This is a genomic window from Microbacterium sp. LWH12-1.2, from assembly GCF_040675825.1.
Classification (GTDB): Bacteria; Actinomycetota; Actinomycetes; order Actinomycetales; family Microbacteriaceae; genus Microbacterium.
This window is the reverse complement of sequence record NZ_JBEGIJ010000001.1, coordinates 2,567,913-2,580,551: the sequence shown is the minus strand read 5'-3', so window position 1 is coordinate 2,580,551 and position 12,639 is coordinate 2,567,913. Positions and strand designations below refer to the sequence as shown.

General features: G+C 68.8%; 11 protein-coding genes. 7 read left to right on the top strand and 4 right to left on the bottom strand.

Annotation, left to right across the window (positions count from 1 at the left end):
• The first annotated feature begins 72 nt into the window (after positions 1-72).
• Positions 73-438, top strand: a complete 366-nt coding sequence (locus MRBLWH12_RS12215) for a VOC family protein (protein WP_341978309.1) — start codon at positions 73-75, stop codon at positions 436-438.
• 41 nt (positions 439-479) lie between these two features.
• Positions 480-1,097: an SGNH/GDSL hydrolase family protein gene (locus tag MRBLWH12_RS12210; protein WP_363549246.1), complete on the top strand. Its 618-nt coding sequence runs from the start codon at positions 480-482 to the stop codon at positions 1,095-1,097.
• Between the two features lie 62 nt (positions 1,098-1,159).
• Here the strand turns inward: MRBLWH12_RS12210 and MRBLWH12_RS12205 are convergent, their stop codons facing one another.
• Positions 1,160-2,725 (bottom strand): HNH endonuclease signature motif containing protein, encoded by a 1,566-nt coding sequence (locus MRBLWH12_RS12205; protein ID WP_363549244.1) that lies wholly within the window; start codon positions 2,723-2,725, stop codon positions 1,160-1,162.
• Positions 2,726-2,834: 109 nt separating this feature from the next.
• Positions 2,835-3,374 (bottom strand): CGNR zinc finger domain-containing protein, encoded by a 540-nt coding sequence (locus MRBLWH12_RS12200; protein WP_363549242.1) that lies wholly within the window; start codon positions 3,372-3,374, stop codon positions 2,835-2,837.
• Between the two features lie 48 nt (positions 3,375-3,422).
• Between MRBLWH12_RS12200 and MRBLWH12_RS12195 the strand changes: the two genes are divergently transcribed.
• From MRBLWH12_RS12195 to MRBLWH12_RS12175, 5 genes are all read left to right on the top strand, one after another.
• Positions 3,423-4,397, top strand: a complete 975-nt coding sequence (locus tag MRBLWH12_RS12195) for an EamA family transporter (RefSeq protein WP_363549239.1) — start codon at positions 3,423-3,425, stop codon at positions 4,395-4,397.
• 133 nt (positions 4,398-4,530) lie between these two features.
• The gene (locus tag MRBLWH12_RS12190; protein WP_363549236.1) at positions 4,531-5,190 is read left to right on the top strand and encodes a GntR family transcriptional regulator; all 660 of its coding nucleotides are present in this window, start codon (positions 4,531-4,533) and stop codon (positions 5,188-5,190) included.
• A complete protein-coding gene (locus tag MRBLWH12_RS12185) occupies positions 5,187-6,713 on the top strand; it encodes an MmgE/PrpD family protein (RefSeq protein WP_363549234.1) in 1,527 nt (508 codons plus the stop codon). The genes MRBLWH12_RS12190 and MRBLWH12_RS12185 overlap by 4 nt, the downstream gene beginning before the upstream one ends.
• Positions 6,713-7,615 carry a methylisocitrate lyase gene (gene prpB / locus MRBLWH12_RS12180; RefSeq protein ID WP_363549231.1) on the top strand — a complete coding sequence of 301 codons (903 nt, stop codon included), beginning with the start codon at positions 6,713-6,715 and terminating at the stop codon, positions 7,613-7,615. Before MRBLWH12_RS12185 ends, prpB begins: the two co-directional genes overlap by 1 nt.
• A 2-nt stretch (positions 7,616-7,617) precedes the next feature.
• Positions 7,618-8,751, top strand: coding sequence for a bifunctional 2-methylcitrate synthase/citrate synthase (locus tag MRBLWH12_RS12175; RefSeq protein WP_363549228.1), 1,134 nt, complete (start codon positions 7,618-7,620; stop codon positions 8,749-8,751).
• A 56-nt stretch (positions 8,752-8,807) separates the two neighbouring features.
• On the opposite strand, the gene MRBLWH12_RS12170 is transcribed toward MRBLWH12_RS12175, so the two are convergent.
• Entirely contained in the window at positions 8,808-11,432 is a 2,625-nt protein-coding gene (locus MRBLWH12_RS12170) for a carbohydrate-binding protein (protein WP_363549225.1), read from the bottom strand.
• A 105-nt stretch (positions 11,433-11,537) separates the two neighbouring features.
• On the bottom strand, positions 11,538-12,503 hold the full coding sequence (locus tag MRBLWH12_RS12165; protein ID WP_363549223.1) for an acetylxylan esterase: 966 nt from the start codon (positions 12,501-12,503) through the stop codon (positions 11,538-11,540).
• Positions 12,504-12,639: the final 136 nt, after the last annotated feature.

Here is a 12,639-nt window from a genome sequence, read left to right as displayed (position 1 = left end):
CGCACGGAGAGAGCGAGACTGTCTCCGTCGGTTCGACGGGGACTCGACGAGAACTCGGTGGAAGGGAGCATCATGGCGCACGGTGACATCACGCACATCGACATCCCGGTGGGCGACATGGAGAGGGCGAAGTCGTTCTATTCGGGCCTGTTCGGCTGGGATATCGCGGAGATGCCCGGGTTCGAGGGTTATCCGATGTGGCGAGCCCCGAACGGCATCTCCGGCGGCGGGCTCGCGCCGCGGAGCGACGACTTCACGCATCCGCGCTCATACGTCGAGGTCGACTCCATCGACGACACGGTTGCGGCGGCGCTCGCCGCGGGCGGTTCTGTCGCGATGGAGAAGCAGCCGATCGACGAGAACAGTTCCTGGGCGGTGATCGTCGACCCCGACGGCAACCACGTCGGACTGTTCGAGGGGGTCGTGGGGGAGGGGTGAGTCTCCCGATAGGGTGATCGGAGTTCGACGAAGGAGCACTCATGGATCACCTCGACCGCATCGTCTTCATCGGGGACTCGATCACGGATGCCGGACGCGATCGCGCGGACCCGGCCTCGCTGGGCGACGGCTACGTCTCGCTGCTGGCTGACGGGTTCGCCGCCCAGGGCGCGACCGTGCGAAACCTCGGGATCAGCGGCAATCGGGCGAAGGATCTCGCCGCACGGTGGGACGCCGAGCTGATGCCGACAGGGCCCGACCTGCTGACCGTGTACGTGGGTGTGAACGACATGTGGCGGCGCTTCGACAGCGACGACCCGACGTCTGCAGCCGATTTCGAGTCGACGTTGCGTGCACTGCTCACTCAGGTGGTCGAGGCGCACCGACCAGGGCTCATCCTCATGGAGCCGTTCTTCCTGCCGGTTCTCGCGGAGCAGCAGGAATGGCTGCCCGATCTCGATGAGAAGCGCGCCGTGGTCCGCTCGCTCGCGGCCGAGTTCGGCGCGGAGCTGGTGCCGCTGCACGACATCTTCACGGCGGCGGCATCCGAGCATCCGATCGCCGACCTCGCGCCCGACGGCGTGCACCCGACCAGGCTCGGGTCCGAGATCATCGCCGATGCCTGGCGGGAGGCCGCGCTCGCCCGCGACGCCCGCTGACGCGCGGCACTGGGTGCTCAGGATCGGCATATTGCCTGGGTGCCGAGATCGCGCAGTGGCGGTCAGGTGCGCGCCGGCGTGAACGATCCCGGCAAAGGTCGTGGTGTGCGCCATCGCTGGGTGGGGTCCCACCATGCGGGTCCGCGGATCTGGGGGATGCCGCCGATCATGCGGATCTCCCATCCGGATCTGTCGAGGGTGCGGTGGTGATGCCAGCACAAGGGCACCCCGTTGTCGGTATGGGTGGGTCCGCCGCGGGCGTGTTCGGTCACGTGGTGGATCTCGCACCAGGATGCCGGGACGTGGCAGCCCGGGATGAGGCATTCCTTGTCGCGGAGCACGATCGCGCGGCGTTGGTGGACGGTGAAGACCCGGTCGGTGACGCTGATGCCGATGATGCGGCCTTCGTCGAACAGGACGCGTTGGATGGTGCCGGTGCAGGCGGTGTGGGCGGCGACGGATGCCGAGACCGGGGCCTCGATGCCGGGGATGGTCGCCCATCCGGCGGCGAATCCCGCTCCGGTTCCGGTGTCGGTGTCGGCGATGAGGCCCGCGTCGGCGTTGGCGTTGTTGACTGATCCACGCCCAGCCCCGGTGCCCGCGGCGAAGTCTGAAGCGTCGATGTGCACGACCAAGGTCGGTGCCGCACCACCCAAACTGGGCATCTCGTCGTGTCGGGCCGCGATGCCCAGTGCTGCGGCGAGGGCGTCGTGCTGCTTCTGGGCGCGGGTGCGGGGGTCGATCACGTTCCGCGGGTCCGAGTTGAACGGATCCGTGCCAGCCTCGCCGTCACTGGCGCCGTCGATCTCGTCGGAAGGGCGGAACGTCACGCCGAGGTCTGCGGGTCCGTCGGTTTTCGGGTTCAGTTGGGCGTCGAAGATCAGCTGCATCTGGGCGTAGACCTCGGGCAGCATGTTCCCGCGGACCGGGTAGGTGCCGTTGCGGAGCCTCCCGACGGTGAACGACCGGGACTGCGATGCCTCCGCCTCCGACGGCGCGGACCCGTCCGGATCCAGATACAGGGCGATCAATTGCGCGAACTGCTTCAGATCTTCTGGCGTCGCCTGCGGCGCCACATCGGCGGGCGCAGCTTCGACATCCGCCCGCTCGGTGTCGTCGGCATCGGCGGCGGCGTCGGCGAGGACGTATCCGCGGGCCTGGCCGGCGAGTTCGGCATCCGCACGCAGCCGGTCGGCTGCCCCGATCCGGACCCCCGCCCGTTCGATCGGACCGGTCGCCGCCAGCAGCCCGGCGATCCCGATCGTCCCGTCGAGCATCGCGCCGCGCAACGACGGCCACTGGGCCGGCAGTCGTGCGCCGGAGGTGAGTTCGACATCTCGGTGCAGCAGATCCGCGGCCTTCACGACCCGGGCAGCCCCCGGTGCGTCGACCCGCAGCACCCGCTGCAGCAGTTCGTTCATGTTCCGGCATCCGAGCTCGTCCGGGAACCCGGGTTCTGCTCCGGCCGTCGTCTCGACCACGACCGCCTCGATGCGGCGGAACGCCTCCCCTGCGATGCGAAGAACATGCATCCGGTCGGCATCCGACAGCGCCCCGAGAGCATCTGCGCCCAGCACCCGATCCAGGTCTGAGACGACCTGATCGAGGAGAGATGCGGGGTTGTTCATACCTCCATTCTGCCGAGGGCCACCGACATTGAGACCCCGAAAAGAGGCCGATCAGAGAAACTTTTTCAACCTGTTTCCCCTCGACGCATTTCTCGGCATCCGAGCCAGCTCAGTCGTCGCCAGCGCGCCGTGCGCGGTAGGCCGCGACGGCGTTTCGATTCGCGCAGGTGGCCGAGCAGTAGCGTTTCGAGCGGTTGCGGGAGAGGTCCAGGGCGAGGGCATTGCATGTGTCGTCGTCGCAGACGGAGATGCGTGACCCCTCATCGGCGCGGATGACGTCGATCAGCGCCATGGTGGTCTCGATGAGCACGCGCTCGGCGAGCGGCTGCTCGTCGGCGACCGCGTGCAGGTGCCAGTCGGCGTTGACATGCCTGACGAGCTGGGGGGCGAGATTCGACTCCCCGAGCGCGGCGTTGACGTGCGCCGCCATCTCGTCGCGCGGGGCGAGCAGCATGGCGCGCAGGCGGGGGCGGAGCGCGCGCAATGAGGCGAGCTCTTCCTCATCGCGGTCCAGTCGGCCGTTGTACGGGAACGCCGAGAGGAAGGTGCCCTCGTCGTCGAGGCTGTCGAGAGTGTCCGGATCCTCTGCGGAGTTCACCAGCCAGACGGCCGCGCGCAAGCCCTCGGCGGTGTCATCGGTGAAGAGCATATTGACATGTTACATCGGCGGAGCGTAACGTCACATGTCATGGACGCAATGGCAAATGACAAGGCGCGAGGGGTTCGTCTGGGCCTGCCGTTGGCGATCGGTGCCGCGTTCGCCTTCGGGATGTCGGGAGGGTGGGCGCGTGGTCTGATCGACGCGGGGTGGACACCAGGGGCCGCGGTCACTGCACGGGTCTGGGTGGCCGCCTTGGTTCTCCTCGTGCCGACGCTCATCGCCATGCGCGGCCGATGGGGCGTCCTTCGGCGCAATGCCGGAATGATCGCCGCCTACGGATTGCTCGCGGTCGCCGCGACTCAGGTCTGCTACTTCCAGGCCGTGGCCGTGATGGACGTCGGGCTGGCGCTCCTCATCGAGTACACGGCACCCGTCGCCGTGGTGCTCTGGCTCTGGCTGCGCCGCGGTGAGCGCCCCAGCCGTCGCAGCGTCTTCGGCGCCGCCATCGCTTTCGTCGGTCTCGTGCTGATGCTCGACATCCTCACCGGTGCACAGGTCGACGGGGGCGGCATCCTCTGGGCGCTGGGCGCCATGGTCGGCGCCGCGATGTACTTCGTGCTCTCCGGGCGGGCGGACACCGGCGTGCCCCCTGTCGCGATGGCGGGTCTCGGCCTGTTGCTGGGAGCCATCGGCCTCACCATTGCGGGAGCCATCGGTGTGCTGCCCCTCGCGTGGACCACACAGGACATCGCGTACCGCTTCGGCACGGTGCCATGGTTCGTTCCCGTGCTCGCGATCGGCATTCTGGCGACGGCGGTCGCGTATCTGCTCGGCATCGCCTCGACGCGGATGCTCGGGTCTCGCCTCGCCTCGTTCGTCGCGCTCGCCGAGGTGGTCGCCGCGCTGTTGTTCGGCTGGCTGCTGCTCGGTCAGCTGCCCAACCTGCTGCAGGCGTTCGGCGGGGCTCTGGTGCTCATCGGGGTCGTGGTGGTGAAGCTGGGGGAGCCGGTGGCCCCCGAGTTCGTCGAGCCGATTCCCGAAGTCGTGCCGGAGAGCATCGCTGAGCGCTGAGCGCTGACGCTGGTGCAGGTGCGGGGATCGCCTCTGCTGCCGTGACAGCCTGACAGATCGACGAATGTATACCAGAGATCCAGTCTTGGATGCGCGGATGCCGTAGCGAGCTGTTTATGTATACACTAATCTCATGACTCTCGCCGCCGATCGCACCACGGCGAGCGATCGCGCCTACGCCGATCTGCTGGAGGGCATCCAGTCGGGCGCCCTGCCCTCTGGGCTCGTGCTCGGCGAGGTCGAACAGGCGGCGCGCCTCGGAATCAGCCGCACGCCGATGCGCGAGGCCCTCCGCCGGCTCGCCGCCGACGGCCTCGTCGTGCAGCAGTCGCCGCGCGTGACGGTCGTGGCGGATCTGGATGCCGACGACATCCGCGCCCTGTTCGAGATCCGCCGGGCGCTCGAGGAGACCTCTGCTCGGCTCGCGGCCGCCCGCGGCGATGCCGCCTTGTTCCAGGACCTCGCCGGCGAGTTCGCACACGTCGACCTCGCCGCCGCAGAGGGCCGGGATGCGTACTACGCGCTCATCGCACGCTTCGACGCCGCACTGGACGCGGCCGTCGCCAATGACTACATCTCCTCGGCACTGCGCACGGTGCGCACCCACCTGGTGCGGGTGCGGCGCATGGCCCGCGACAAGCCGGCGCGACTCGCAGCCTCCGCCTCCGAGCATCGCACCATCGCCGAGGCGCTCGCCGCCCGCGACGGCGATCTCGCCGCCCACGCCACGCATGTGCACCTGCACAACGCGCTCACGAGCATCCTCGAATCCCTTCCGGAAGGATCAGCATGACCATCAACCACCACGTCCGCGTCTACCCCAGCTCCGAGACGCTCGAGCGCGAAGACCAGCTCGCCTGGAAGATCGCCGAGGTCGCCGCCGACCAGGTCGAGGTCGAGCAGGACGTCGTCGACATGATCATCAACCGGATCATCGACAACGCCTCGGTCGCCGCGGCATCCCTCACCCGCGCCCCGATCAACGCCGCCCGCGCGCAGGCGTTCAGCCACCCGGTATCGAGGGGCGGGGCCGGCGCGACCGTGTTCGGAGCCGCGCTCGACGACCGGACCAGCCCCGAGTGGGCGGCCTGGGTGAACGGCGTCGCGGTGCGTGAGCTCGACTACCACGACACCTTCCTCGCGGCCGAGTACTCGCACCCCGGTGACAACATCCCGCCGATCCTCGCGGTGGCCCAGCACGTCGGGGCAGACGGCCGGGCACTGGTGCGCGGCATCGCGACCGGGTACGAGATCCAGATGGACCTGGTGCGGGCGATCTGCCTGCACAAGCACAAGATCGACCACGTCGCACACCTCGGTCCCTCGGCTGCCGCCGGCATCGGCACCCTGCTCGGACTCGACGTGGAGACCATCTACCAGGCGGTCGGTCAAGGGCTGCACACCACCACCGCCACCCGGCAGAGCCGCAAGGGCGAGATCTCCACCTGGAAGGCGCACGCTCCGGCATTCGCCGGCAAGATGGCGGTCGAAGCCGTGGATCGGGCGATGCGCGGACAGACTTCGCCGTCTCCGATCTATGAAGGCGAGGACGGCGTGATCGCCTGGATGCTCGACGGCAAGGATGCGTCCTACCAGGTGCCACTGCCCGCCCCCGGCGAGCCGAAGCGCGCGATCCTCGACTCGTACACGAAAGAGCATTCGGCCGAGTACCAGGCGCAGGCGCTGATCGACCTCGCACGCAAGCTCGGTATCGAGAACCCGGCGCTGCGCGACCCGGCGAACATCGAGTCCATCGTCATCCACACCAGCCACCACACCCACAACGTGATCGGCTCCGGCGCGAACGACCCGCAGAAGTACGATCCGACCGCGTCGCGCGAGACCCTCGACCACTCGGTGCCGTACATCTTCGCGGTCGCCCTGCAGGATGGCGGCTGGCACCACGTCGACTCGTACACCCCGGAGCGGGCCGGCCGCGACGACACGGTCGCACTGTGGCACAAGATCACCACGGCAGAGGATGCCGAGTGGACGCGCCGGTACCACTCCGAAGACCCCGACGAGAAGGCGTTCGGCGGCCGCGTCGAGATCCGCCTCACCGATGGCACCACCGTGGTCGACGAGATCGCGGTCGCGGACGCCCACCCGCTGGGGGCTCGGCCGTTCGTGCGCGAGAACTACGTCGCGAAGTTCCGGCTGCTGGCAGAGCCGGTGCTCGAGCCCGCCGAGATCGAGCGCTTCCTCGCGCTGGTGCAGCGCCTGCCCGAGCTCACGGTCGCCGAGGTCGGCGAGCTGTCGATCATCGCGAAGCCCGGCCTGCTCGAGGCAGCGGATGCTCCGAAGGGGCTGTTCTGATGCTGTACTCCACCGTCACACCCGCGGAGAAGCGGCGGCTGTTCCGAGAGCGGCTCGCCGGCGGGGAGCTGCTGCAGTTCCCCGGCGCTTTCAACCCGCTCTCTGCGCGCCTCATCGAGCAGAAGGGCTTCGACGGGGTCTACATCTCGGGCGCGGTGCTCGCCGCTGATCTCGGCCTGCCCGACATCGGCCTGACCACCCTCACCGAGGTCGCCGGACGCGCGAAGCAGATCGCCCGGATGACGGACCTCCCGGCCATCGTCGACGCCGACACCGGATTCGGCGAGCCGATGAACGTCGCCCGGACGATCCAGGAGCTCGAGGATGCCGGCCTCGCCGGCGCCCACATCGAGGACCAGGTCAACCCGAAGCGCTGCGGTCATCTCGACGGCAAGAGCGTCGTCGACGAGAGCACGGCGGTCAAGCGCATCCGTGCCGCCGCCGACGCCCGCCGGGACCCGAACTTCCTGATCATGGCCCGCACCGACATCCGCGCCGTCGAGGGGCTGGACGCCGCGATCGACCGCGCGAAGGCGCTGGTGGATGCCGGCGCCGACGCGATCTTCCCGGAGGCCATGCGCGACCTCGCCGAGTTCGAGGCGATGGCCGAGGCGCTGGACGTGCCGATCCTCGCGAACATGACGGAGTTCGGCAAGAGCGAGCTGTTCTCCACCGCGCAGCTGCAGGATGCGGGCGTCCGCATCGTGATCTGGCCGGTGTCGCTGCTGAGGATCGCGATGGGCGCGGCCGGCCGTGCACTCGATACGCTGAACGACGAAGGGCACCTGACCAGCAAGCTCGGCGAGATGCAGCACCGCGCCGACCTCTACGATCTCATCGACTACGAGTCGTACAACCACTTCGACTCCGGCGTCTTCAACTTCACCATCTCGAAGGAGTGACCATGACCGACCCGGACATCAAGAAGGGCCTCGCCGGCGTCGTCGTCGACACGACGGCGATCTCGAAGGTCAACCCCGACACGAACAGCCTGCTCTACCGTGGCTACCCGGTGCAGGAACTCGCTGCGACCCAGCCGTTCGAGGCCGTCGCCTACCTGCTGTGGCACGGCGAACTGCCCTCCGGCGAGCAGCTCGCGGCATTCCGTGCGGAAGAGCGCGAGCACCGCGAACTCGTCGACCAGGTCAAGGCCGTGATCGACCTGGTGCCGATCGAGGCGCATCCGATGGACGAGGTCCGCACCGCCGTCAGCCTGCTCGGAGCGACAGACCCGGCAGCCGGTGGATCCGTGCTCGATGCCGGCGGGAGTCCGGAGGACAACCTGGCGCGCAGCATCCGCCTGTTCGCCGCCCTGCCGGCGATCGTCGCCTACGGCCAGCGCCGCCGCCGCGGGCAGGAGCCGATCGCTCCGCGCGACGATCTCGACTACTCCGCCAACTTCCTGTGGATGACTTTCGGCGAGGTGCCGGACCCCGTTGTCGTCGACGCGTTCAACCGGTCGATGATCCTCTACGCGGAGCATTCCTTCAACGCGTCGACCTTCACCGCCCGGGTGATCACCTCGACGCTCAGCGATCTGTACTCGGCTGTCGTCGGTGCGATCGGCGCACTCAAGGGTCCGCTGCACGGCGGCGCCAACGAGGCCGTGCTGCACATCTTCGACGAGATCGGCTCGGCCGAGAACGTCAAGCCGTGGCTCGACACGGCGCTCGCCGAGAAGCGCAAGATCATGGGATTCGGGCACCGGGTCTACAAGAAGGGCGACTCGCGGGTGCCCACGATGAAGTCCGCGCTGGACACCCTCGTCGAGCACTTCGACCGCACCGACGTCGCCGAGCTCTACGACACCCTCGAGCAGGAGTTCGTCGCCCGCAAGGGCATCTACCCGAACCTCGACTACCCCTCGGGTCCCGCGTACAACCTCATCGGCTTCGACACCCTCACCTTCACGCCGCTGTTCGTCGCGGCGCGGGTGACCGGGTGGACGGCGCACATCATCGAGCAGGCCGGGGCCAACGCGCTCATCCGCCCGCTTTCCGCCTATAACGGCCTCGACGAGCGGCACATCGCGGTCTGAGGCTCATCGCCGTCTGACGCGCCGCCCGGCTCGAAGCCGGACGGCGCGTCAGCGGATCAGCCGATGCGCTCCCACGCGCTGCGCTTCGCACCCGGCAGGTCGCCGCGCGACCACCACTTGGCGCGCCAGAGGTGGCCGTCGTGCTCGGCGATGTCGCCTGCCACGAAGGTGCGCGTCAGCGTCCACTTCGCGACGCCGGTCGGCGCCGTGACGATCTCCTGCCAGGGACCCCGCTTCGCGCCGGGCACGTCCTTGCGGCTCCACCACGAGGCGAGCCACGTCGAACCGTCGAAGGAGACCAGGTCTCCCTCGGCGTACGTCGCCGAGGAGCTCCACGGGGCGGGCTCGGTGGCCGCTGCGTCATTCCCGACCACGATGCCTCGGCCGTTCGTCGCGACGTAGACCCGGCCGAACACGTCGGGATCCCCTTCGATGTCGGCGCCGAGATAACCCCACTGGTGGTCGTCGTCGTTGATGCGGATCCAGGTGTCGCCACCGTCGGTCGACCGGAAGACGCCGCGCACGCCGTCTCGGCGCGCGGCGGAGTAGATCGCGGGACGTGTCTCGCCCGGTGCGGCCTTGCCGAAGCCGATCGTGTCCGCCTCGTCGAATCCATCGACCTGTTGCCAGGTGCCGCCGCGGTCCGTCGAACGCCACATGCCGTAGGCGCCGTCCGGATCTCCGCCGGCCAGCCAGACATCCCCGATGTGCCCCGGCATCGCGCCCAAGCGCACGTTGCCCTCGGCGGGGAGGGTCCCCGCGTTCACGGCCGCGAAGCTCGATCCGCCATCCTCGGAGCGGTAGAACGTGCCCGCTGCGAAACCGTAGACGATGTCGCGATCGACGCGATCCGCTTCGACCCTCGCTCCGGCAGGCAGCCCCGCGACCGGGACCCAGGTCGCGCCGGCATCCCGGGTGACCTGCGGTGCGGCACTCGCCGGCGCCCAGACCGCTCCGCCGCCATCGGCCGTCACCGCGACGCTGCCGCCGCCGGTCGAGCCGGGGACCGCGGGAGAGGAGAACCAGGTGTCGCCGCCGTCGCTCGAGAACGCGGCGAGGTGCGCGCCGGTGCCGTCGGTGCCGGCACGGGCGATGACGCCGTCGGCCAGACCCGCCGCGTCCACAGACGTTCCGCCCCCGAAATACGGGGCTTGGAACGTGTTCGTGATGGTGTCGATGTCGTCGTGCACGAAGCCGCCGAGGTCGCCCATCGCCGAGACGAGGTCGACGTCGCCGAGCGGGGCGGCGAGCCCCTGGATGGACGTCTCCTCGATGCCGTCGGCGGATGGAGCGAGGTGGATCCGACCGCCGGGCTCATCCCAGGCGGTGAGGTCGTCGGCGCGGTAGATCGTCGCGCCGGTGCCGTACATGAGCTCGTCGGAGTTGTGCGGGTCGATCTCGAGGGACGACACCATCCAGCCGAGCTTCGGCGTCGGCTCGCTCCACGGGACCGGTTCGCCGACGTCCTTGCCGAAAGCGAGCCACGGCACGCCGTCGATGGACTGCTCGTAGCGGCGATCGAGCGAAACGGCGCCGTCGCTGCCGGTGACGTAATCCCAGATCGGCGACCAGGTCTCGCCGCGATCCGTGCTGCGGAAGATCAGGATGTCGGGCCACCACTGGATCTGCGACGCGACCATGATCGTGTCCGGGTCGTTCCGGTCGACGGTCAGGCCGCCGAAGCCGAAGTCGCCGCCGGCTGGACGCTGCGTGGGCGTGATGTCGGTCCACGTGCCGGTGTCGATCCCGTATCGCCACACCTCGCCGTCGGACCCGTCGTAGGGACCGCTGGTGTCGGTGGTCGTGATGTACAGGAATCGACCGCTCTCGTCGATCACGCCGCGCTGGGGGAGGAACCCGGTCGGGGCGCCCGCGACCTCGGCCCAGGTCGCGCCGGCGTCGTCGGAGCGGTAGAGGATGTGCTCCTTGTCGGCGACGGCCGTGAAGATCGTCGAGGTCGCGGTGCCCGCGGGGGACGACGCCGCGTCGAACGCGGTCCACAGCACGCCGAGCTCGGAGGTGAGGTACGAGTTCTCGGAGGCAGGATCGGGAGCGAAATCGCCCACGTTCGGGAAGCTCGCCACGCGCTGGAAGCTCACGCCGGCATCGGTCGAGCGCCAGAGTCCCTGTCGCTGTTCGGCGCCGAAGTAGAGCACGTCGTTGTCGTTCGGGTCGATCTGCAGGCGTTCGCTGATGCCGCGTCCCGGCATGTTGCCGCCGACCTTGAACGGCAGCGGCGTCGCCTGCCAGGTCTCCCCGGCGTCGGAGGACCGAAGCACCGCTCCGTTGCTCGGGTCCCAGTCGTTCGTGTACATGCCGACTGCGGCATACACCCGTGCGGTGTCGACCGGGTCGGTGGCGAGGCTCAGCACGCCGAGCCGGTTCCAATCGTCCCAGCCGACGTGGTCGAGGAGGGGCACCCAGCGGTCGGCCTCCCGATCGAGCCGGTACGCGCCGCCGATGTCGGTGCGCGCGTACACCAACCCCTCTTCCGTCGGGTTGTAGATGATGCCTGGCACATATCCGCCGCCGGATATCTCGACGTTCGACCAGTCGTACTCGGGACCGGTCTGTTCCGGCGTGCTCGCAGAAGCGGGCCCGCTCGCCACCACCGCCCCCGAGGCGATCATCGCCCCCGCGGCGAGGACCGCCGTCGTGGTTCTCATCCTGACCTGCAACATTCGCACTCCTTCGTGTCGATGGCGGACCGCACGGTCCGCCGCGACTTTATCGAAGCGCTTCGAATCGCACAAGAGTCGAGTCGTGACAAGCGACCACCGACGTGATCAGGCGCGCGAGGCGAGCCACTCCGCCTGGCGCAGCCACTGCACGGTCTGGCCGCCTTCATGGCCGTTGAACTCGTAGACCTCGATCTCGGCATCCGCAGAGCCGCAGTGGTTGAACGCCGCGAACACGCTCGAGGGCAGTACGACGGCATCCATCAGCGCGACGGAGAACAGCACCGGCGCCGAGATGCGGCGGGCGAAGTTCACCCCGTCGAAGTACGACAGGGTGCCGAAGACCTCTTTCGTCACTCCGCGGTGCACGGCGAGGTAGCGCTCGATCTCTTTGAAGGGATGCTCCGGCGTCAGCTCCACCGAACGGCGGAAGTGGCAGAGGAACGGGACGTCGGGCATCGCCGCGACGACACGCGGATGCAGTGCAGCGGCGGCCAGGCTGATCCCACCGCCCTGGCTGCCACCGGTCACGCTGATCCGGCTCGCATCGACGGCCGGCAGCTGTGCCACCGCGTCGATCAGCAGCGCGGCGTCGGTGAACACGCGGCGATAGAAGTAGGTCTCGGGGCTGCGGATGCCGCGGGTCATGAACCCGGGAACCGAGCCGTCCGAGCCGTGCGGGTCGGGGGTGTCGCCCCCGGTTCCCCATCCGCTGCCCTGGCCCCGGGTGTCCATCAGCACGTGCACGTAGCCGGCCGCCGCCCACTGCAGACGCTCGCCCGGAACGCCCCGTCCTCCGTTGTAGCCGATGTACTCGACGACCGTCGGCAGGGGGGAATCCGAGTGCGGGCGGGTGATCCATGCACGGATCGGTTCGCCGCCGAAGCCGCTGAAGGTGAGGTCCTCGACGATCAGTTGGGTGATCGGAGTCGTCACCGCCTGCAGCCGCGGCGCGGTCGCGAGCGCTCGCGATTCCGTAAGGGTGCGCGCCCAGAAGTTGTCGAAATCCGCGGGTTCGGCCACATCGGGGCGGAAGGAGCGGAGCTGGTCGAGGGGGAGATCGGTGAAGGTCACCGGCGTCACATTAGCGCAAGATTTTTCGGCAAGGCGAAGCGTTTCGATTTTCGGCCTTGTGCTTGCGGCGGTTCCGCTTTACTCTCTAAGTCGAAGCGTTTCGACAGATCTCACCCGAGGATCGACAGGGGCGCGC

What these genes read in the sequence shown, in the direction of transcription:
- MRBLWH12_RS12215 (WP_341978309.1), top strand. Translation starts at nt 73, where the DNA reads ATGGCGCACGGTGACATCACGCACATCGACATCCCGGTGGGCGACATG.
- MRBLWH12_RS12210 (WP_363549246.1), top strand. Translation starts at nt 480, where the DNA reads ATGGATCACCTCGACCGCATCGTCTTCATCGGGGACTCGATCACGGAT.
- MRBLWH12_RS12205 (WP_363549244.1), bottom strand. Translation starts at nt 2,725, where the DNA reads ATGAACAACCCCGCATCTCTCCTCGATCAGGTCGTCTCAGACCTGGAT.
- MRBLWH12_RS12200 (WP_363549242.1), bottom strand. Translation starts at nt 3,374, where the DNA reads ATGCTCTTCACCGATGACACCGCCGAGGGCTTGCGCGCGGCCGTCTGG.
- MRBLWH12_RS12195 (WP_363549239.1), top strand. Translation starts at nt 3,423, where the DNA reads ATGGCAAATGACAAGGCGCGAGGGGTTCGTCTGGGCCTGCCGTTGGCG.
- MRBLWH12_RS12190 (WP_363549236.1), top strand. Translation starts at nt 4,531, where the DNA reads ATGACTCTCGCCGCCGATCGCACCACGGCGAGCGATCGCGCCTACGCC.
- MRBLWH12_RS12185 (WP_363549234.1), top strand. Translation starts at nt 5,187, where the DNA reads ATGACCATCAACCACCACGTCCGCGTCTACCCCAGCTCCGAGACGCTC.
- prpB (WP_363549231.1), top strand. Translation starts at nt 6,713, where the DNA reads ATGCTGTACTCCACCGTCACACCCGCGGAGAAGCGGCGGCTGTTCCGA.
- MRBLWH12_RS12175 (WP_363549228.1), top strand. Translation starts at nt 7,618, where the DNA reads ATGACCGACCCGGACATCAAGAAGGGCCTCGCCGGCGTCGTCGTCGAC.
- MRBLWH12_RS12170 (WP_363549225.1), bottom strand. Translation starts at nt 11,432, where the DNA reads ATGTTGCAGGTCAGGATGAGAACCACGACGGCGGTCCTCGCCGCGGGG.